Source organism: Methylobacterium sp. 1030 (genome assembly GCF_040544715.1).
Taxonomy (GTDB): Bacteria; Pseudomonadota; Alphaproteobacteria; order Rhizobiales; family Beijerinckiaceae; genus Methylobacterium.
The window spans coordinates 95570-115603 of sequence record NZ_JBEPKM010000012.1 but is presented as its reverse complement, the minus strand read 5'-3'; the positions used below and the strand labels follow the sequence as shown (position 1 = coordinate 115603).

The window sequence follows — 20034 nt, the reverse complement described above, 5'->3', positions numbered from 1 at the left end:
CCATCGCGCCGCGGAGCAGGCCAATCGTGATTGCGAATGGGGCGCGATAAACCGGACTTATCGGCCGGCGGCCCAGGTCTCGGCGGCCCAGGTCCCGGCGGCCCAGGTCTCGGCGACGTCCTGGGCGAGGCGGGCCGCGTCCGCCACGAAGTGATGGGCCGGCCGCTTGGTGTGCATCGCCGTGAAGGTCAGGTCCGAGAGCTGCGGCTCGGCTGGCAGGACGCGCAGGGTGCCGGCACGCAGTTCGGCTTCGACCACGGCCGGGGGGATCACGCAGATCCCGAGGCCCTCGACGCCCATCTTCACGATGGTGGCCAGGGAGGCGCTCGTGTGGATCTGGCTCGGCAGGAGGTTCTCCTGGAGGACGAGGTCGCGCAGCTCGACGTAGGGGCTGGTGTTGCGCGGGTAGGTGATGAGCGGGTGGTGCAGCAGCGCGCCGAGGCTCAGGGGCTCGTCGTCCGGCAGCAGGCCGGGCGCGGCGATCCAGGCGACGGGGGTGCTGAACAGGGGCCGGTTGGCGAAGCTCGGCAGGGTGATCGGCCCGACGAGGAGGGCGAGGTCGATCTCGTCGGCGACCAGGGCGGCCTGCATGTTCGGCGAGATGTCGACCGTGATGTCGACGCCGATCCCGGGATGGGTGGCGCGCATCCGCTCGATGAAGCGCGACAACCACAGGTGCACGATCGTCTCGGACACGCCGAGCCGCAGGGTGCCCCGCGTCCGGCCGGTCTCGTGCAGGGCCGCGCTCATCTCGGACTGGAGCGCCAGGAACCGCTCCGCGAAGCCGAGGAGCAGGCGTCCCCGCTCCGTCAGCGCGACGTCCCGGCTGCGGCGCTCGAACAGCGTCCCGTACTCGTGCTCCAGGGCCGCGATGCGCTGGGAGACCGCCGGCTGCGTGGTGTTCACCTTCTCACTGGCGCGGCGAAAGCTCGAGAGTTTCGCGACCCAGTAGAACACCTCCAAGCTGCGGAAATCCGCCATCCCGCGATCGTCCCGCCTCGCCGTCGTGCTCGGTCATATCGCGCCCCGATGCGCGCGAGCGCAAGCGCGCGGCCGCCGCTCGCCGCTAGAGGTTCGACACGCTCGTGGCCGGACGGGCCGGGCGCATGTGCGCGAGCAGCAGGCGCGCTTCCGCGACGAGGGGATGGTCCAGGTACCAGAGGCCGCAGGCCCAGCCGGCGATCCCGGCGGCGATCGCGGCCGCGAGGCTCGGGAGCGGCGTCTCGGCCGACCATCCCCAGGCCGACATCACCAGGACGGCGGGCGCGACGGCGATGCCGGTCAGGACGGCGGCGTGGAGGTAGATGGGGGCGTAGTCGCGCCGGAACGTGTCGGTCATCCGCTCGAGATGCGGCCGGTAGAGGCCGACGGCCAGGAACGCCTCGCCGATCCGCGCCGCGCCCGCGCCGCCGAGGCCGAACAGGCAGCCGATGCTGAACATCACGAGGCCGGCGCCGTGGCGCAGGAACTCGAACCGCGCCTGCAGGGCGGTCTGGTCCCGGATCAGGAACACCTCCCAGGTCATGCTGAGCGAGGTCAGGACGATCGCCGCCAGGGACAGCAGGCAGAAGGGCAGCGCCGCGCCCTCCCAGCCCGGCCCGAGCAGGACGCGCATGATCGGCCCGGCCAGGACGGCCGCGCCCGCGAAGGCCGGCCAGAGCAGCACGGTGATCATCCGCAGCGTGTGGAGGTAGCAGGTGCGCAGGGACTGCCCGTTCCGCTGCTGGTTCGCGAGGTCCACGAAGGTGATGCGCGTGATCACCACGTGCAGGTGGTCCCACATCAGGGTGTTGAGGCTCGCCGCGCGGGAGTACAGGCCGAGGGCGCTGAGCCCGAGCATCCGCCCGAGGACGAGGTCGCCCATCCGGCCGGCGATTCCCGCGACGCCCGCGATGGCGAAGAGCCGGCCGCCGTAGGTCAGGATCTCGCGCCAGCCCGCGAGGCCCATGCGCAGCGACACGTAGCGCAGGCCGAGGCCGTTCGCAGCCAGCGCCGCCGCGACGGCGCCCGCGGCCTGCCCGTAGGCCTGGCTCATGTAGCTGAAGCCGAGGAGCGCCAGCGCCAGCATCGCGCCGCTGGCGACGAGACCGCGCAGCATGTTGACGAGGGCCACGCCGCGGAAATTGCCGTGCCGCTCGATCATGGCGGCCGGGCGGAACTCCAGCGCGCCGACCAGCGGCACGACTGCGAGGATGGCCAGGGCGCGCTGGACCTCCGGCTCGCCCAGGAGGACGCTGCCGAATACGCTGAAGGCCAGGATCAGGATCGCCGCCGCGCCCGACAGGATCAGGTTCACCGTGAACACGCTCGCCAGCAGGGCCCCGTCCACCCGGTCCGCCCGGACGATGTAGCTCGACAGGCCGCAGGAGCGCAGCGTGGACAGCAGGCCCGCGATCGCGGCGGCGAGGCTGAAGATGCCGGTCTCGTGGGGCGTCAGCAGCCGCGCGAGGGCCAGCGAGGTGCCGAACTGTGCCAGGAACAACCCGCCCTGGCAGAATCCCATCCAGGCCAGGCTCCGGCGCTTCGAGAACGCGGGCGGCGCCGTCGCTTCCGGCCCCTCTCGGAGTTCTGCCATGGGATCCTTCGGACGCGACAGGGTGGCGGCGGCGCTGGCGGCGGCCAGGGCGCGATCGATCGGGACGGCTTAACAGTGCCCGGTGGACCGCGGCAGCTGGCCAATCGGAGGACCGTGCCCACGCCCGATGGCCGAGGTCAGGTCGGGCCGCCGTGCAGATCAGGCGCTGCAGAGAGGCCCGAGAACTCGCCCGCTCCCGAGTCCGGGAATCCGATTTGACTGTATCGGACGCACATATCCGTGTTTTGCCCGCGTCATGAACCAGCACGTAATATATTCATCTTACCGAACGCACTTCGAGCCCCGTTCACGCTGGCAGCACCGTATGCCGAGGCCGAACGAAGATATCCAAATGTGCAAGCGGCGCGCGGCACGGTCGGGATGATCCGATGTTTCGGCCGAAGACCTCGCGGAACAACTTGAAGGTCCGGTCGAAAGGCTAAACGGGTCGCATTCCGTCACGGCGTGCGCGTGCCCTATTCCGCGTTATCGTCGATGGAACAGTAAATCTCCGCAAGATTTTCCCGGCTTGACGGGTCGGTGGGATCGAATACCCGAGATCATCGTCCGATGCCGGCGCGGATCCGGACTTTTCTATAGCCCGTCAGAGGATCCAAGCGGCCGTCGCTGTGCGTCGAGGACGCCGGATATTGCGCCGCCACAACTGCACGACATTCGGTTCCGCATCCAAAAGGCGTAGCCGCCCCTACGGCGCACGGATCGAGAAAGTGCAATAACATTACTATACATTGTCTGTGACTCGTTTTAGAAGGTCGCAATTCTGGCAGTATTTATGGAATAATGCCAAATGAAAATCAGCTTCACCGTATGTACTCGCAACCGTGTAGCGTCCCTTATGCAGACGCTCGACTCGGTGGTCCGCGCGATCGAGGCCGCGCCCGAAGCTGAGGCCGAGATCATCGTCGTCGATAACGGGTCCGAGGACGGCACGGACGCGGCGTTGAAGCGCTGGTCCGCGTCAATCTCGATCGATCGACGCGACGTTCTGCTCCTCACGCAGGCGCGCCCAGGTGTCGCCGGGTCTCGGAACGCCGCGATCGCGCGCGCGTCCGGAGACATCATCGCGTTCATCGACGACGATTGCGTCGTGTCGGACCAGTATCTGCGAGATCTGATCGCGCACTATGCCGGCGACACGGAAAGCGTCATCCGCGGTGGCCGCGTCGAGCTGGGATCTACCCAGGACATCGACTTCACCACGAAGACCGAGGCCCTGGCCAGCCGGCTGACGTACCCGGCTCATCCCGGCGGCTTCGTCCACGGCTGCAACATGACCTGCAGCCGGGCCGTCATCGAGCGGATCGGCGGGTTCGACGCGGCGTTCGGCCCCGGGGCGACGTTCCGCGCGGCGGAGGACACGGACTTCATCTACCGCGGCTGGGCGGCCGGCGTGGCGGTCGAGTACGTGCCCGACATGAGCGTCAAGCATTTCCACGGGCGCCGGGACCCGCGCACGATCGACCGGCTGCACTGGAACTACCAGTTCGGCAACGGCGCGCTCTACGCCAAGCACATCGGCCGCAGCCCGTGGCTGATCAAGCACCTGTACTGGTCCGCCCGCAACGCCGCCCGCGAACTGGTCGGGGGCCCGTGCTTCGACGCGCAGCTCGGCCTGACGTGGCGCGCCATCGTGACCGCCAATCTGAGCGGCGTCCTGGCCTTCGCCTGGCACAGCGCGCGGACGCTGCTGACGCGCCCGCCCGCCCGGGCCTAGGGGGCGGAACGCGCCGGCGGGAGGCGCGGGAGTGCCGCCCGCTCAGCGGGCCGGCGCGCCGCCGGGCCGCGCGAGGCGCGTCCGGCCGAGCATCCGGAGCGTGACGCGCCGCCCGAGCTTCATCGCCGGGTAGAGAAGCCGCGCGCGTCCGGGGCTGCGCAGCAGCCGCGCCAGGAGCCGGCTCGCCGCGCCCCGGTCGTCGCTGAGGCGCGACAGCAGGACGAGGGCGTCCGCGCCGTAATAGAGGTCCGGGCCGTGCCGGACGACCATGCCCTCGTCGAGGTCGTACCCGCGCCGCGCGATCTCGTCGACTAGGGGACCCCCGCTCCGGGCGTCCACCAGGGCGACGGTGCCGACCGACCGGCGCAGGGCCATGAGGTGCACGTAGTTGGAGCAGAACGGGCATTCGCCGTCGTAGACCACCGTCAGGGCGGCCTCGGTCGAGGGGGCGGTCATGGCGTCAGGTCGATCCTGTGCTCGGCTTCGGACACCACGCGGCGGACGGGGACGCCGTCCTGCAGGCTGAAGCAGACGGATTCGCGCCGGTACACGTAGGCGACGATGTCGGCCATGGCGAGGGTGTCGAAGCCGGCGGCGTACTGGAGCGGGACGAAGAAGTGGTGCGGATAGACCGCGTAGGGGAACAGGCCCGTCCTGTCGCGGATCGCGCTGACGAGGCGGTGGTAGCCCCGGACGTAGGCGTCCAGCGCCGGACCGTCGATCTCCGACTTCGAGTATTCCTGACCCAGGCCGTCCGGTGCGGTCAGGACGGGAACGTCGCAGGTCGTCGAGGCCGTGACCTTGCGGAAGACCTGCGTGCCGCCGTTCGGGTTGTCGAGGGCGAAGGCGTTCGCCGCGTCGGGCGCGCCGTAGGCCATGTGGGCGAACGGGTAGGAGTAGAAGGTGAAGAAGTTGGTCGGCACGTAGTGCCGCTGGCCGGTCCGGTCGACCGCCTCGAAGTACATCTTGTTGTTGGCCAGGGTGTCGTACCAGCCGAGCCAGGCCTGGGTCATGAACGTGTTGCCGGTCAGGATGAACAGCACCGACAGGATCCCGACCGAGACCGGGGGCCGCTCGTAGTGCCGGCTCACGACGACGGCCGCGATGGCGAGGTTCAGCATGATCCAGGGGGCGAAGTTGGCGCCCATGAGCACGATGATCGACAGGTGCATCACGTCGAAGCCGAGGAGCAGCAGCAGCAGCCAGCGGCGCGGCATGAGGATCCCCACCAGGGCGATGCCCTGACCGACCAGGATGAGCGTGTTGGTCAGCGCGCTCGAATGGCTCAGGATCGTGCGCATCGCCTCCACCAGCACGGGCCAGCCGGCGTAGGGGACGTGGTTGTTGTCGAGGCCGACGATGAAGATCTTGCCGGGATCGTTGTTCAGCAGCCAGGAGAACGGCCCGTCGTCGAGCGTGACCTTGGCCAGGAATGACGAATAGTAGTTGCCGAGGTGGATGCTGATCGCCGCCGCGATCAGCACTTTCGAGAACATCGCGCTGGCCGACGCGACGTCCGACCGCGCCGCGGCGCCGAGCCCGCGCCAGTCGCGCAGACGCGCCGTCCCGTGGGCGATCAGCAGGCCCGCGACGAGGCAGAAGCTCACCTCCGCGAGCGGCACCACGTCGATGATGTGCCCGTGCCAGAGGCCGGTCACCCGGATGACCGCCTGCTTGCTCCAGACCAGGTAGGTGGCGCTGATCAGGGCGAGCGAGGGCCAGCGCAGGCAGAGCACGCCGCCGGCCACAGCCGCGACCCACAGCGCCGCGATGGCCGTGACGGCGACGGTCGCCTTCGCCCCGGGCAGAATGACGGGGAAGAGCGGGTAGTGGATCAGCGCGTAGCCGCCCGCGATCACGCCGATCATCTGCAGCAGCCGGACCGACGCGAGATCGGCGGCGGCGAAGCGCACCCGCGTCATCGCGAGGGCCAGCGCCACGGGCAGCACCACGCCGTAGTAGTTGTTGATCGCCGTGACGCCGTGCGAGATCTTCAGCAGGACCAGCAGGGCGCCGATCTGCGCGAGCAGGATCAGGTAGTAGCGCGCCCGCTCCGCCACTGGTCGCACGAGGCGTCGCAGGGCGGTGTCGAGGGCCTTGTCCGGGCCGGTGATCGGGAGCGTGCTGCTCATCGTCTGTCTTCCGCCGCGCTGGTGCGACCGCCGCTGCGCGCAGCGACGACCTCTCATCCTCAAGGGCCCGCTTTGACGGGGCGGCCAGCGGCCGAACGGGGTCCGCCGTCATGCGGGCGTCTCGAGGAGGACCCGCCGCGGACCTGTCCTGCCGCCCCGGGTTCCTGCCTCGCCGGAGAGCTTGGCACTTCACGGGGGTGTGAGAGGCTGCAAAGAGGGCGATCGCCCCTACGCCTTTCGGCTACCCCGACCGTCCCGGCCCCCGGGCTCTACCCGCCGCTGCGCGCGGTGGGACGGGCGTCAGCGCGGCGCCTGTCCCGCCAGCGGTGAGGTCTCGTCGACGAATGTCAGCTTGGCGGCGACCCGTTCCGCCAGGACCCGGCGGCGCGCGGCGAAGAGGGGCTTGAGGATCGGGTTGCCTTTCAGGAAGGCCGCGATCCTGGAGCGGGACGTGAAGATGGTCGATTCGAAAGGTTTCCGCGAGACGGCGTTCGGGACGAGCGCGCGACCGCATGTCAGAGCGCCGCGCTCGAAGAAGTAGGCCCAGTTGTCCGACGTCACCGCGACCGGGCGGTTGGCCCGCAGGATCCCCTCGGCCGCCGACCGGGTGATCACGTAGGCTGCGGCCGTGCCGAGGCTGCTCATGTCCATGGGCAGGCACAACCGGTATTCGCCGATGGTGACGGTGTCGACTGAGCTGAACGGCCCGACCGTCTCGGCCCAATTGAAGAGCAGGACGACGTCGCCCGGCCGCAGGGCGGCCTCGATGCCGGCCACGATCTGATGGATCTGCGGCGGCAGAACGACGTCATCCTCGACGATGAGCGCGTGCGGCAGGTCGAGCGCGATCATCCGCTCGTAGGCGCTCATGTGGGACAGCGCGCACCCGATCTGACCGGCCGTCAGGTCGGGTTGGAACGGGGCGTTCGGATCCGGGACCGGGCCTTCATAGCCGGTGATCTCGCAGCGCGGCCCCCACACCTCGGCGAGGTGCCGGGATAGGTAGGCGTGCCGTTCGCGGAACCGGGGCAGGGAGATCCCGAAGCAGTACATCGTAGTCACCTCTGATGGGGCCCGTCGGGCCGGCCGCGTTCGGCGGCCGTGATCCTTCCCGACCGCGTCCTCCGGCTCTGGCCGTCCGGATCTGCGCCGGGGTCCGGACGGCGCTCCGGCCTGCGAGCTCAATCGCGGGCGGCCGGGTCGCTCCCGTCGACGGTCGGCGACCGCACCACCGGCAGGATCGCCGCCAGCAGGAGTTGGTGGAGACCGTGATTGACGAAGAGCGGGCACTCGAAACAGACCAGGACGAAGAGCTGGCTCATGAACAGGATCGGCCACGCCTCGACGTAGCCGGAGGAGCGCGCGAAATGGGCGATCACCCGGCGCGCGGTGTCGAGCAGCGCGGCCGTGAAGAGGACCAGGCCGACGATCCCGAACGCTACGGCCGTGTCGATGAAATTGTTGTGGAAGAACCACAGCTTCTGCTTCGTGACGAAGTGCAGGTAGGCGGCCGTGGTGAGCGGGCTCTCCCAGTAGGCCTTGTAGCCGATGCCGATGAGCGGCTCCCGCCAGAACTGGTCGAGGCCGAACTGCCAGAGGATGGTGCGGCCGGTCAGCGTGGTGTCCTTGCCGAGATCCGACAGCACGCTCGCCGAGATGTCGGCGCCCCGCGCGGCGACGACGAGGATCCCGACGCCCGCCAGGGCGATGGCGATGCCGAGGCAGAAGCCCGTCACGTGCTTTCCCTGGCGCCACGCGAAGATCGCGGCAAGCGGCAACAGCCCCGCGGCGGCCGCTACCAGGGCGGTGGCCGAGTGCGTCGACACGAGGAGCGCCAGGGCCAGGCAGAATCCGAACGCGGTCAGGAGACGGTTCCAGCCCTGCAGGAACAGGCAGGCCGCGCAGAGGATCTGGAGGCTCGACAGGGATCCGAGGACGTTCTTGTGCGAGTAGATCCCGGCCCAGTTGCCGTCCGTCCCGCGCGTCAGGGCGGGCGCCGCCACCGTGAGAAAGGCCGACAGGAGCTGTCCCGCCAGGAGGCCCAGGAAGACGATCCTGACGAGGCGGGACAGGCCCATCGTCGTCCGCAGGGTGATGCCGGCCACGATCGTCGCGAGCAGCTGGAGCCCGTGATAGGCCGAGAGGCCGGGCGTGAGGGACCACAGGGCGGACGCGATCGCGAGGAGCGGCCAGCTGAGCAGCAGCAGACGGCTGCCGAACAGGGTGGCGGCGAGGTCGCGGCGCATGACCAGGAACGCGAAAGCGATCAGGTCGCTGCCGATCCAGATCGCCTTGTCGACGCCCGGCAGCTTGATCTGCTCGCCGACCACCGGGGCGAAGAGGAACAGGACGATCCACGCGGCGGCGGCCACGCCGAGCCGCGGCATGGCCTCGGCCCCGCCATCGCCCGGTGCGCCCGAATGGGCCCAGCGGTGATCCGTTCCGTACGGCCCGCCCGGCGACCAAGCGAGACCGCCGGCAGGACCGTGTCCGAGGCCCGTCAAGTGTCGTGGAAACGCCATCGCTCGATCTCAGACGCCCCGGGTGAGGCGGTGTCCCATCCGCCCCGCGGCCTGACACCGCTCGAGGCTGCCGCGGACACGCCCCCTCGCGAGTCGACGCTATCCCGGGCATCCCGGACTCAAGAACTCGACCAAACGAGGTAGCGGCGGCGCGGCGCTCGGTGACGACCGGATCGATGCGCGGTCCCGCCGGGCCGATGAAACAGCTCGGCCGGGCCTCGTGGGATAAGATGCCGCACCGAAGATCGGCCGCCGCGACGTGAGCGGCCCGGTATCTTCGGCACCAATGTCTGAATTCATACATTTCTCCACGTTGAGGGCACCGAAATCCGGTGTGCGGCCCGCTCTCAATCGAAGATCTGGGCAGTCGCGACGGAACTCACGGGACGATTAGGCACTTGGGAGATCGATAAATCCTGGAGGAGCGTTTGATGAAGGTCTCTCATCTGGCCGGCGCGGTTGCGCTTCTGGCCCTCGCTGCCGGGCCCGCCCTCGCGGCCCCGTGCAACACCGGAACCACGAAGTCGAACAGCCCCGATCAGCAGGCATCGAATCCCAAGAGCTCCGACGTCGACAAGTCGAGCAAGAATCTCGCTGGCGGCAACCAGCCCGCGTCGCCCGGCACGGTCGGTGCCATGAACAACGTGGGAGCCAACCAGACCGCCGACCGTCAGGCGCAGACGGACGCCGGCTCCAAGTCGAACTCGACCGATCCGGCCGCCGCGAACCTGGCCGGCGGCAACCAGCCCGCGTCGCCCGGCACGGTCGGCGCCATGAACAAGGCCGCCGCCGATCGGCAGACCGCCCCGGTCTCCGGCAACGATTGCTGATCCGAACCGACATAATCCCAGCAGACCGGAAGCCCGCCTCGCACCGTCGAGGCGGGCTTTCGCGTTCCCGAGCACCCCCGAGGCCCGACCCACGACCGGAACCGAGCGTGACAGTTTGAGCTGGTCGAGTTCGGCTGTATTTGGCACCGAAACCGGGTAGATTCGGCAATCGGTTCGGGGGAGGAGAGCGACGTGCGTGGTCGCCGGGCGCTGCTGCTCATCGGAGGGGTCCTGCTCGCTGCGGCCGGTCTCGCGGTCACGCCGACGGGCGCGCGCCTCCGGGCCGATGCCGGCCCGATCGTCGCCGAGGTACGGGCGCGCGTCGCGGCGCTGATTCCCGAGCGGCGAGAGAACCTGTCGGCGGCGGCGCAGCTTCCCGCGCCGCGCACCGCCATCGAGGACGGCCGGACCCTGGTCCGGCTGACGCCGGCCGAGCGCGCCCGGATCGGTCTCGTCGCCGAGGCGCGTCCCGCCGTCCTGCACCCCCAGGAATTGACCGCCTACGGCAGCGTCCTCGACCTCGCCCGCATCACCGAGCTGACCAACAGCTACGCCGGCGCCGTGGCGGCGCTCCAGACGGCCCGCGCCCGGGTCGAGGTCTCGGCCAGCGCCGCCCGCCGGGCGCGGACCCTCGGCGCCGGCGTGGTGGCGGTGGCGCAGATCGAGACCGCCGAGGGCACGCTCCTGACCGATCAGGCGTCGGTCACGGTGGCGGAATCGCAGTTGCGCACCTTCGCGGCGACGGCGCGCCAGGAATGGGGGCCGGTGCTCGGAAAGGCGATCATCGAGCGGTCGCCGCTGGTGACGCGCCTGATCGAGCGGGCCGATTTCCTCATGCAGGTGACGTTGCCGCCGGGGGAGACCCTGCCGGAGGCGCCCAAGGCCGCTTTCGCCGAGGTGCCGCCGCAGAGCGAGCGGGTCGCTCTCCGGCTGGTCTCGCCGGCGACGCGGACCGATCCGCGGATCCAGGGGCAGAGCTTCTTCTATCTCGTCTCCGGCGACAGCGGTCTCCTGCCCGGGACCAGCACGATGGCGTTCCTGCCGGCGCCGCGCGCGGTGAAGGGCGTCCTCGTGCCGGAGGACGCCGTCGTCCACGGCGAGGGTGGCACCTGGGTGTATCGCGGGACCGGCGACGGCGCCTTCGTGCGTCACCCGGTGCGGCCGGACGCGCCGATGTCGGCCGACGCCTTCGTGGTCGAGGATCTGGCGGATGGCAGCGAGATCGTGCTGCGGGGCGCGCAGGCGCTCCTGTCCGAGGAGATGAAGAGCCGCATCCGCGTCGTGGGCGACGACGATGATTGAGCCGCCCGCTGCCGCCGGTCGCGGCGGTCCGCAGGCGGCCCTCGTCGGTTTCGCCGTCCGGCTGCCCAGGGTGGTCCTGGCCCTCGCCTGCGCCGTCCTCGTCTTCGGGCTCTACGCCCTCTCGGGGGCGCGCTACGACGTGTTCCCGGAATTCGCGCCGCCGACCGTGACCATCCAGACCGAGGCGCCGGGCCTCGATTCGGAGCAGGTCGAGGTGCTGGTCACGCAGCCCGTGGAGGTGTCGGTCGGCGGCCTGCCGGGCCTGGAGACCCTGCGCTCCACCTCGATCCAGGGCCTGTCGGTGATCACCGCCGCGTTCCGGTCCGGCAGCGACGTCGACCGCATCCGCCAGCGGGTCAACGAGCGCCTGGCGGCGCTCGCCGGCCGCATGCCGGCCGGCGTGGCGGCGCCCGCCATGACCCCGTTGACCTCCTCGACGCTGACCGTGCTCCTCGTGGGTCTCACCTCCGAGACCCGCGACGCCATGGATCTGCGCCAGGTCGCGGAGTGGACCGTGCGGCGGCGGCTCCAGGCGATGCCCGGCATCGCCCAGGTCTCGATCTACGGCGGCGGCGTGCGCGCCCTGCAGATCCAGGTCCGCCCCGACGACCTGATCCGCTTCCAGATCGGCCTCAACGACGTCCTCACGGCCGCCCGGAAGGGGACCGGCGTGCGCGGGGCGGGCTTCGTCGACACGCCGAACCAGCGCGTCCTGCTCCGGACCGAGGGGCAGTCGCTCACCCCGGAGGCGCTCGGGCAGATCGTGCTCCACAACGACGGCGGGGCGAGCGTGGTGCTCTCCGACGTGGCGACCGTCACGGCCGCGCCCGAGCCGGCGATCAGCGCGGCCCTCGTAGACGGCAGGCCCGGCGTGCTGCTGATGGTCGGCGCGCAGGTGGGCGTCGACACCCGCGCCGTGACCGCCCGCCTGGAGGCGGCCCTCGACGAGCTGCGCCCGGTCCTGAAGCGCGACGGCGTGAGCCTGCGGGCCGACCTGTTCCGGCCGGCGAACTTCGTGGACGTGGCCACCGGCAACGTGATCGAGGCGCTGGCGCTCGGCGGCGTGCTGGTGGTGGTCGTGCTCCTCGTCTTCCTCGCGGACTGGCGGGCGGCCCTGATCAGCGCCACGGCGATCCCGCTGTCGCTGATCGCCGCCGCCCTCGCCCTCCAGGCCTGGGGCGAGAGCCTCAACACGATGACCCTCGGCGGCCTCGCCCTCGCCATCGGCGAGGTCGTCGACGACGCGGTGATCGGCGTCGAGAACGTCGCGCGCCGCCTGCGGGAGTCGCGGGGCGGACGCCGCGGCCTGCCGCGCGTGGTGCTCGCCGCGATGCTGGAGGTGCGGACCTCGGTCGCCTACGCGACCCTCGCGGTGATCCTGATGTTCCTGCCGGTCCTGGCGCTGACCGGCGTCGCCGGCCGCCTGTTCGGGCCGCTGGCGCTCGCCTACATCGCGGCCGTCGTCGCCTCGCTCCTCGTGGCGCTCACGGTCACGCCGGCCCTGGCGCTCCTGCTCCTCGGGGGCCGGATGGGGCGCGACGCCGGCGCCGCGCCGCCCGATCCGCCCGTGGTGCGCTGGAGCCGCGCCGCCTACCTGCGGCTGCTCGCCGGGATCGGGCGGGTGCCGCGGGTCGCCATGGCGGGCGCCCTGCTGGTCACCCTCGCGGGCGCCGCCGTCCTGCCGACCCTCGGCGCGGTGTTCCTCCCCGACCTGAAGGAGGGGCACATGATCCTGCACATGGTCGCCATCCCCGGCACCGCGCTGCAGGAATCAGAGCGGCTCGGGACGCTGATCACCGGCGACCTGAAGGAGATCCCCGGGGTGCGCGCCGTGGCGGCGCAGATCGGCCGGGCCGAGGCCGCCGAGGACACCGCCGGGCCGCACTACAGCGAGATCCACATCGATCTCGAGCCCGGGCTCGACGGCGCCGCCCAGCGCCGGGTCGAGGGCGCCATCCGGCAGCTGATCGCCGGCTTCCCGGGGGCCGCCTTCTCGCTCAAGACCTTCCTCACCGAGCGCATCGAGGAGACGGTCTCGGGCTTCACCGCGCCGGTCGTGGTCAACGTGGTCGGCAGCGACCTCGACCGGATCGAGGCGGCCGCCCGCTCGGTGGCGCAGGAGCTCTCGGAGGTGAAGGGCGCCCGGGACGTCCAGCAGGCCTCGCCGGCCGGGCTGCCGCAGGTCACGGTGGCGCTGCGGCCGGTGGATCTGCGGCACTGGGGGCTCGACCCCGTGGAGGTGCTGGAGGCCGTGCGCACCGCCTACCAGGGCGACACGGTCGGCCAGACCTATCGCGGCAACGCCGTGTTCAACGTGCTGGTGATCCTCGACGCCCGCGTGCGGGACCGCCTCAGCGCGGTGGGCGACCTGCCCCTGCGGACGCCGGGCGGGCGCTACGTCCGGCTGTCGCAGGTCGCCGACGTCTACGAGAGCGCCGGCCGCTACCAGGTCCAGCATCTCGGCGCGCAGCGGGTGCAGGCGGTGACCGCCAACGTCGCCGACCGCGACGTCGCGGGCTTCGTGGCGGCGGCCAAGCGCAAGATCGCCCGCGAGGTGCGGCTGCCGGAGGGGGTCTACGTGACCTTCTCGGGGGCCGCCGAGGCGCAGGCGGCCGCCCGCCGCGACCTGCTGGTCCATGCCGGGATGGCCGGCTTCGGCATCGTGGTCCTGCTGGCGATCGTCACCGGCTCGGCGGCGAACCTGCTCCTCGTCCTCGTCAACCTGCCCTTCGCCTTCGTGGGCGGCGTCGCGGCCGTGGCGCTCACCGGCGGGGTGCTGTCGCTGGGTTCGATCGTCGGCTTCGTGACCCTGTCGGGCATCTCGCTGCGCAACAGCGTGATGCTGATCGCCCATTACGAGCAGATGGTCACCCGGGACGGGCGCGCCTGGGACGCCGCCACGGCGGCGGCGGGCGCCGCGGACCGGATGGTGCCGATCCTGATGACGTCCCTGGTGACGGGCCTCGGCCTGCTGCCGCTGGCGCTCGGTGCCGGGGAACCCGGCCGCGAGATCGAGGGCCCGATGGCCCTCGTGATCCTCGGCGGCCTGATCACCTCGACGGTGCTGAACCTGCTGGTCCTGCCGGTGATGGCGCTGCGCTACGCCCGGTTCCGGCGCGCGGACCCCGCGGATCTGGAACTGACCGCGGTCGGGTCCTGAGGTCGCGGTTCGCCGGCGGCCCTACCACCAGCTCGCGCGGGTCTCGGGCGCGGGCGGCCGGCTGCTCGCCGCGGGGCGCAGGGAGTGGTCGAGGGCGGCGAGCACGCGGCGCACGGCCTCCTCGTAGGTCGCCGCCACCGGTTCGCGCGGCCGGGCGAGCGCGACCGGGACGGTCTCGTCGAGGCGCCCGGGCCGCGGGCGCATCACCACCACCCGGTCGGCCAGGGTGACGGCCTCCCCGACATCGTGCGTGACGATCAGGATCGTCGGCTTCGACTCGGCCCAGAGACCGAGGAGCTGGTCGTGCAGCCCCTTGCGGGTGAAGGCGTCGAGGGCCGAGAACGGCTCGTCGAGGAGCAGCACCCGCGGCCGCGCCACGAAGGCGCGGGCGATCGCCACGCGCTGCTGCTGGCCACCGGACAGCTCCCGCGGCCAGCGACCGCCGTGCTCGGCGAGCCCGACGCGCTCCAGGGCGTGGGCGACGCGGGCGCGGCGCTCGGACCGGGACAGGTCGGCGAGGCCGAAGCCGACATTGCCGGCCACGTCGAGCCAGGGAAGCAGGCGCGGCTCCTGGAAGACGACGCCCACGCTCGGATGGGGCGCGCGGATCGTCTCGCCGTCGACCGCGACGGCGCCCGCGCTCGCGTGGTCGAGCCCCGCGATCAGCCGGAGCAGGGTCGTCTTCCCGCAGCCCGAGCCGCCGATCAGCGCGACGATCTCGCCCTGCTCGACCGACAGGTCGATGCCCGCGAGCGCCTGCGTGCCGTCCGCGTAGGTCTTGGAGAGGTCGTCGACGGTCAGCACGGGCGTCTCTCGGCGGGCGTGGCGTGGGGATCGCGGCGCGGGGCGGCCTCCCGGTCCGCGGCGCGCGTCCGGGCCGGAGACGCGGTCACAGGCTGTCCCGCACGGTATCCTGCCACCGGGTCAGGGGAGCTGTCAGCGTGACCAGGGCCATGTCGGCCGCCTTGCCGACGAGGGCGAAGGCGATGATCGCCGCCACGATCTGATCGGGCTTGCTGAACTGCTGGCCGTCCACCAGCAGGTAGCCGAGCCCCTCCGAGGCGCCCATCAGCTCCGCCGCCACGACGAACAGGAAGCCGAGGCCGAGCCCCGTGCGCAGGCCCACCAGGGTCGCCGGCAGCACGGCCGGCAGCAGGATCCGGCGGGCGAGGGCGAGGCGGGACAGGCGGAAGATCCGGCCGACCTCGACCAGCTTGCGGTCGACCGAGGCGATCGCGCCCGAGACGCCGACATAGACCGGGAAGAACACCCCCACGGCGATCAAGAGGACCTTCGGCGTCTCCAGGATGCCGAACCACAGGATGAAGAGCGGCACCCAGGCGAGCGACGGGACGGCCCGCAGCGCCTGCAGGCTCGGGTCGAGGAGCCAGCGCAGCGGCGGGACCGTGGCCACGAGGGCGCCGGCCAGGATCCCGGCCGCCGCGCCGCAGAGGAAGCCGAGGCCGACCCGCACGAGGGTCGCCTCGACATGCATCCAGAGATCGCCCGAGACGGCCAGGGCCCAGAGGGTCGCGGCGATCCGGCTCGGCGGCGGGAGCAGCCGCCCCGACCCCGCGCCGCTCGCGACCGCGATCTCCCAGCCGATCGCCAGGACGAGCGGCAGCAGCAGACCCAGGCCGGCGCGACCGCCCCGCCGCAGAAGCGGCACGCGGCCGCTCACTGTCCGGCGACGGGATTGAAGCGCGTGTCGAGCAGCCCGTCGACGGCGGCGGACACGTCGGTGCCCGCCGGGATGATCCCGGCCTGCTGCAGGGCGGTGCCGGCCGCCTTGATCGACTGCGCCTGGGCCGGGCCGATCGCCGGTTGGGAGAGGTCGGTCCGCTCGAGCTGCCGGGCGATCACCGGCTCGGGCAGCTTGGTGGCCGCCACGAGGGCCGCTGCGAGCGCCTGCGGGTTGGCCAGCGCGTAGGCGCGCGCCCGCTCGTAGGCCGCGATCACCGTCCGGACGAGGTCGGGATGGGCGGTGGCGAAGTCCTCCCGGACGTCGAGCAGGCCCCAGGTGTTCGCCGCGGCGTCGCGGTAGACCAGCACGTCGCCGTTCTCGATCTCGGCCGCCGCCATCATCGGGTCGAGGCCGGCCCAGGCATCGACGTCGCCGCGGTCGAGGGCGGTCCGCCCGTCCGCGTGCTGCAGCAGCACGAGCTTGGCGTCGCGCTCGGTGAGGCCGGCGCCCTGGAGCGCGCGGATCAGGAAGATGTGCGGATCGGTGCCCCGGGTGACGGCGACGCGCTTGCCCTTCAGGTCGGCGGGCTTGGTGATGCCGCTGTCCTTGCGGGTCACGAGCGCCGTCCATTCGGGGCGCGAGTAGGCGTAGATCGCCTTGATCGGGTTGCCGTTGATGCGCGCCACGAGGGCCGCCGCGCCGGCCGCCGACCCGAAATCGATGGCGCCGGCGTTCAGGAACTCGAGGGCCTTGTTGGAGCCGAGCGACTGGACCCAGCGGACCTTGATGCCGCGCGGCGCCAGCGCCTCCTCCAGGAAGCCCTTCTCCTTCAGGAGCAGGCCGACCGGGTTGTAGGTCGCCCAGTCCAGGCGGATCTCCTTCGGGTCGTCGGCGCGGGCCTCGCGCGGCGCGAGCGCGCCGAGGCAGGCCAGGGCGAGGCCGGCGGCCAGGAGGGATCGGCGGGTGGAGCGCATGGTCGGGCCTGATGTCGTGGCGAAACGGAGGGCGGGGTGCGGGGCCGGCGCGGGGCAGGGGATCCGCGCCGCGGCGCGGTCCCGAGCGGTCTCGTCCGGGCGGCTGGGTTCAGGGGCGCGGCGCCGTCGGCGAGACGATCGGCCGGGCGCATCCGGCGCGTCCGAGACCCGGGACCGCCCCGATCGCGCGATCCGCGCCGACACATCCCCCGGCTGCGGGATCACGCCCGGTCCGCCCCTGCGTCTTCATCGTACCTGCGCGGCCCTCGGCGTGACTGTGAATACAAGATCCTGTCGGCCGGTCGCGGAGTCAACAAAAGGGCTTTCTCTACTTCGCGGCGTCGAAGCAAGAATTTTCGGTCGGCCGACCCAGGACGAGAAGAAATTACGCGTCCGCGCGCGCGAGGAGCGGCGTCTGTCCTCCCGGGCCGCGCCGCGGCCACGCTGGAGCCGCGCGGCCCGCACTCACGTGAGACCGCGGCTTCGGGCTGACGGGTCCTTCCGGCGCCCGAAGGCGTGCCAGGGTGGCGGCTGCCACGACGGTTGAACCGCCGGCGCTCGACTGTCGGAAGCGATCCGCGCCCGCGCCAGGACTGTAACCGTTGCCGCATCGCCGAGCGACGTGCAGAGTTCGATGTCTCCGGCACGGGGGGAACTCTGTCATGGTCTCGAGAATCGTCGTGATCGGCGGCGGCTTCGCCGGTCTGTGGGCCGCCGCCGCCGCGGCGCGCGCCCGGACCGAGTTCGGCCTCGGCGACCGCGTCGCGGTCACGGTGATCGCGCCGGACCCGTTCCACGTCATCCGGGTCCGCTGCTACGAGGCCGATCTCGGCGCCCTGCGCGTGCCCCTCGACGACGTTCTCGGGCCGATCGGCGTGGAACGCCGCGAGGCGCGCGCGATCGACATCGACCCCGCGGCGCGCACGGTCACGGTCGAGTCCGCGGCGTCGTCCGCCGCGTCGTCTGCCGCGTCGTCTGCCGCGTCGTCGGGCGTCGTCGAGACGCTGGCGTACGACCGCCTCATCCTCGCCGCCGGAAGCCTGCTGTGGCGTCCCGAGATCCCGGGGATCGCGGGCGCCTTCGATGTCGACACCTTCGCGGGGGCCCAGGCCCTCGCGGCGCATCTCGATCGTCTCGGTGACGCGGGCGGGCCGGATGAGGCTGGCCGCTGGACCGCCGTCGTCATCGGCGGCGGCCTGGTGGGACTGGAACTCGCCTGCGAGCTGCCCGCCCGGCTCGCCGCTGCCAGGGACCGGGCCGGGGCCACGGGTCCGGTGCGGACCATCCTGATCGATCACGCGCGCGAGGTCGGGAGCGCCATGGGCGCGGCGGCCCTGCCGGGGATCCGCGAGGCCTTGCGCGATGCCGGCGTGACCTGCATCGGCGGTGCGCGGGTCGGTGCGGTCGATCGCGCCGGGGTAACGCTGGCGGACGGGACGCGCCTGCCGGCGTGGACGAGTGTCTGCGCCACCGGCATGCGGGCGAGCCCGCTAGGCGGCACGCTCGGCCTCCCCCTCGACCCGCTCGGGCGCCTGCCCGTCGACGCCTTCCTGGCCGTCCAGGGGCTCGCTGGCGTCTACGCGGCCGGCGACATCGCCTCGGCTGCGGCGGACGATGCCGGTCATCGCACGGTGATGTCGTGCCAGCACGCCCGGCCGATGGGTCGGTTCGCGGGTTTCAACGCCGTCTGCGATCTCGCCGGCCGGCCGGAGCGGCGGCTGCGCTTCGCCGCGCCCGACTACGTCACCGTGCTGGATCTGGGCGCCTGGGGGGCGGTCTACACCGCCGGCTGGGATCGCGGCACGCTGGTCTCGTCGGGCGCCGCCGCGAAGGCGACGAAGCGGATCATCAACGGCACGCGCATCTATCCGCCCCTCGACCGCGACGCCGCGTCCATCCTGGCCGCGGCCGCGCCGATCATCCAGGCCGCGCCCGCGACGCAGGCCGCGCGATGACGTCGGCCCGATCGCGGCCGGTCCGGGAGTCCGGTCGTCGGCGGTCGATATCCTGCCGAAACCGCTCGAAGTGCCTCGGAAACTGGAACCGAACCGGCGGAAGATTGTCGAGCCTTCCCGTCCGGGCCTGCCGAGACTGATCGGGCCGCCACGAACTGTCCGGGATTGGCGCCGCCGCGCCGCCGATTAACCACCCATTAACCATACCGGAGATTGTATTAGCTATTGCCAAAATCCCGCCAGGGTAGAGCCATCATGGTCGCGGCCCCCACAGCCACGTGGTCCCACATCCTCTCGCAGGTCGCCGACAGCCTGGACCGCTTCGTCGAGGGACCGTCCGCCGAGATCCTGAAGCTCAAGCCGTCCTTCGACACGGTCGAGGGGCCGGCCGCGCTGTCCGCGCCGCGCATCGAGCCCGTCGCGCACCCGCCGATCCTGCCGGAACCCGCGGTCAACGACGCGGGTCCCGCGCCGGTCCCCTGCGAGTCCGAGGCGGTGTCGGACTGGATGAGCACGCTCGACATCATCACCGGCATGGCCGGCCGCGCCGAAGCGCAGAAGCAGCGCCTGCAGGAGCAGAGCATGTCGCACGAGGCCGCCCTGGCCGCCGCGCAGCGCGCGCTGGCAGAGACCCGGCACCGCCTGCAACTGTCCGAGATGCGCGTCCGCGAGGTCGAGGCCCGCGCCGATATCCGGCTGCAGCGCGTCCAGGCCGAGGCGGACGCCCAGGTGCAGGACATCCGCGCGGAGGCCGAGGCGCGCGTCCGGACGATCCGCGCGGAGGCCGAAGCCTGGGTTCGGGCCGCCGAGGAGCAGGTCCGCGTCGCCGACCTGCGCGCGGAGACCGCGGAGAAGTGGCTCGGCCGGATCGACGCGGCCGCCAAGGCGCTCCTTCTGGGCGGCCACGTGAGCCGCGGCCCGGCGGGCGCCTGAGGCCGAGTGCCGGGGCCGGGCCATGTCCGCGTCGGGCACCCGGCCCCTCCACGGCGCCGCTTCAGGCCGTTCGCCGGGACCCGTTTCCGGACGCGCTCCGCGCCGAGGACGGAGCGCCGCGGTCTCCCGCGCGGTCGAGGCCGGATCGCCGATCCGCGGGTGGACCGTACCGATCCGGTCTGTCGCCGTCGCGGCACTCGCCCTGGCGCTGCCCCTCTGCGGCTGCGTCTCC

The 20034-nt window shown here is 71.9% G+C and carries 15 protein-coding genes; 6 read left to right on the top strand and 9 right to left on the bottom strand.

Annotated elements, in window-relative coordinates:
• Nucleotides 1-57 precede the first annotated feature (57 nt).
• On the bottom strand, nt 58-981 hold the full coding sequence (locus tag ABIC30_RS18775) for a LysR family transcriptional regulator (protein WP_020093070.1): 924 nt from the start codon (nt 979-981) through the stop codon (nt 58-60).
• 85 nt (nt 982-1066) lie between these two features.
• Nucleotides 1067-2575, bottom strand: a complete 1509-nt coding sequence (locus ABIC30_RS18770; RefSeq protein ID WP_042672444.1) for an oligosaccharide flippase family protein — start codon at nt 2573-2575, stop codon at nt 1067-1069.
• A gap of 808 nt (nt 2576-3383) precedes the next feature.
• Here ABIC30_RS18770 and ABIC30_RS18765 point away from each other — a divergent pair.
• On the top strand, nt 3384-4310 hold the full coding sequence (locus tag ABIC30_RS18765; RefSeq protein WP_026604916.1) for a glycosyltransferase family 2 protein: 927 nt from the start codon (nt 3384-3386) through the stop codon (nt 4308-4310).
• Between the two features lie 42 nt (nt 4311-4352).
• Here ABIC30_RS18765 and ABIC30_RS18760 read toward each other — a convergent pair whose 3' ends face one another.
• The 4 genes from ABIC30_RS18760 to ABIC30_RS18745 all read right to left on the bottom strand — a co-directional run bounded on the left by ABIC30_RS18760 (nt 4353) and on the right by ABIC30_RS18745 (nt 8829).
• Nucleotides 4353-4766, bottom strand: coding sequence for a DCC1-like thiol-disulfide oxidoreductase family protein (locus ABIC30_RS18760; protein WP_020093073.1), 414 nt, complete (start codon nt 4764-4766; stop codon nt 4353-4355).
• Nucleotides 4763-6442: a hypothetical protein gene (locus ABIC30_RS18755; protein ID WP_020093074.1), complete on the bottom strand. Its 1680-nt coding sequence runs from the start codon at nt 6440-6442 to the stop codon at nt 4763-4765. Before ABIC30_RS18755 ends, ABIC30_RS18760 begins: the two co-directional genes overlap by 4 nt.
• 300 nt (nt 6443-6742) lie before the next feature.
• A complete protein-coding gene (locus ABIC30_RS18750) occupies nt 6743-7495 on the bottom strand; it encodes a glycosyltransferase family 25 protein (RefSeq protein WP_020093075.1) in 753 nt (250 codons plus the stop codon).
• A 128-nt stretch (nt 7496-7623) separates the two neighbouring features.
• The gene (locus ABIC30_RS18745) at nt 7624-8829 is read right to left on the bottom strand and encodes an O-antigen ligase family protein (protein WP_020093076.1); all 1206 of its coding nucleotides are present in this window, start codon (nt 8827-8829) and stop codon (nt 7624-7626) included.
• Between the two features lie 566 nt (nt 8830-9395).
• Here ABIC30_RS18745 and ABIC30_RS18740 point away from each other — a divergent pair.
• The 3 genes from ABIC30_RS18740 to ABIC30_RS18730 all read left to right on the top strand — a co-directional run bounded on the left by ABIC30_RS18740 (nt 9396) and on the right by ABIC30_RS18730 (nt 14256).
• Nucleotides 9396-9794 (top strand): hypothetical protein, encoded by a 399-nt coding sequence (locus ABIC30_RS18740; RefSeq protein ID WP_020093077.1) that lies wholly within the window; start codon nt 9396-9398, stop codon nt 9792-9794.
• Between the two features lie 192 nt (nt 9795-9986).
• Complete coding sequence (locus tag ABIC30_RS18735) at nt 9987-11096, top strand: efflux RND transporter periplasmic adaptor subunit (RefSeq protein WP_354455927.1); 1110 nt, start codon at nt 9987-9989, stop codon at nt 11094-11096.
• Entirely contained in the window at nt 11089-14256 is a 3168-nt protein-coding gene (locus ABIC30_RS18730) for an efflux RND transporter permease subunit (RefSeq protein WP_354455926.1), read from the top strand. The genes ABIC30_RS18735 and ABIC30_RS18730 overlap by 8 nt, the downstream gene beginning before the upstream one ends.
• Before the next feature lie 21 nt (nt 14257-14277).
• On the opposite strand, the gene ABIC30_RS18725 is transcribed toward ABIC30_RS18730, so the two are convergent.
• From ABIC30_RS18725 to ABIC30_RS18715, 3 genes are all read right to left on the bottom strand, one after another.
• A complete protein-coding gene (locus ABIC30_RS18725) occupies nt 14278-15060 on the bottom strand; it encodes an ABC transporter ATP-binding protein (protein WP_354455925.1) in 783 nt (260 codons plus the stop codon).
• An 85-nt stretch (nt 15061-15145) separates the two neighbouring features.
• Nucleotides 15146-15925 carry an ABC transporter permease gene (locus ABIC30_RS18720; protein WP_354455924.1) on the bottom strand — a complete coding sequence of 260 codons (780 nt, stop codon included), beginning with the start codon at nt 15923-15925 and terminating at the stop codon, nt 15146-15148.
• An 8-nt stretch (nt 15926-15933) separates the two neighbouring features.
• On the bottom strand, nt 15934-16914 hold the full coding sequence (locus tag ABIC30_RS18715) for an aliphatic sulfonate ABC transporter substrate-binding protein (protein ID WP_020093082.1): 981 nt from the start codon (nt 16912-16914) through the stop codon (nt 15934-15936).
• A gap of 662 nt (nt 16915-17576) precedes the next feature.
• Here ABIC30_RS18715 and ABIC30_RS18710 point away from each other — a divergent pair.
• Nucleotides 17577-18869 carry an NAD(P)/FAD-dependent oxidoreductase gene (locus ABIC30_RS18710; RefSeq protein ID WP_354455923.1) on the top strand — a complete coding sequence of 431 codons (1293 nt, stop codon included), beginning with the start codon at nt 17577-17579 and terminating at the stop codon, nt 18867-18869.
• A gap of 255 nt (nt 18870-19124) precedes the next feature.
• A complete protein-coding gene (locus ABIC30_RS18705; RefSeq protein WP_056533247.1) occupies nt 19125-19802 on the top strand; it encodes a hypothetical protein in 678 nt (225 codons plus the stop codon).
• The last annotated feature ends 232 nt before the right edge of the window (nt 19803-20034 follow it).

Excerpts from the sequence above, each read along its gene's own strand:
- ABIC30_RS18715 (WP_020093082.1), bottom strand. The coding sequence starts at position 16,914 with ATGCGCTCCACCCGCCGATCCCTCCTGGCCGCCGGCCTCGCCCTGGCC.
- ABIC30_RS18765 (WP_026604916.1), top strand. The coding sequence starts at position 3,384 with ATGAAAATCAGCTTCACCGTATGTACTCGCAACCGTGTAGCGTCCCTT.
- ABIC30_RS18750 (WP_020093075.1), bottom strand. The coding sequence starts at position 7,495 with ATGTACTGCTTCGGGATCTCCCTGCCCCGGTTCCGCGAACGGCACGCC.
- ABIC30_RS18710 (WP_354455923.1), top strand. The coding sequence starts at position 17,577 with ATGGTCTCGAGAATCGTCGTGATCGGCGGCGGCTTCGCCGGTCTGTGG.
- ABIC30_RS18705 (WP_056533247.1), top strand. The coding sequence starts at position 19,125 with ATGGTCGCGGCCCCCACAGCCACGTGGTCCCACATCCTCTCGCAGGTC.
- ABIC30_RS18755 (WP_020093074.1), bottom strand. The coding sequence starts at position 6,442 with ATGAGCAGCACGCTCCCGATCACCGGCCCGGACAAGGCCCTCGACACC.
- ABIC30_RS18740 (WP_020093077.1), top strand. The coding sequence starts at position 9,396 with ATGAAGGTCTCTCATCTGGCCGGCGCGGTTGCGCTTCTGGCCCTCGCT.
- ABIC30_RS18745 (WP_020093076.1), bottom strand. The coding sequence starts at position 8,829 with ATGCCGCGGCTCGGCGTGGCCGCCGCCGCGTGGATCGTCCTGTTCCTC.
- ABIC30_RS18730 (WP_354455926.1), top strand. The coding sequence starts at position 11,089 with ATGATTGAGCCGCCCGCTGCCGCCGGTCGCGGCGGTCCGCAGGCGGCC.
- ABIC30_RS18775 (WP_020093070.1), bottom strand. The coding sequence starts at position 981 with ATGGCGGATTTCCGCAGCTTGGAGGTGTTCTACTGGGTCGCGAAACTC.
- ABIC30_RS18760 (WP_020093073.1), bottom strand. The coding sequence starts at position 4,766 with ATGACCGCCCCCTCGACCGAGGCCGCCCTGACGGTGGTCTACGACGGC.
- ABIC30_RS18770 (WP_042672444.1), bottom strand. The coding sequence starts at position 2,575 with ATGGCAGAACTCCGAGAGGGGCCGGAAGCGACGGCGCCGCCCGCGTTC.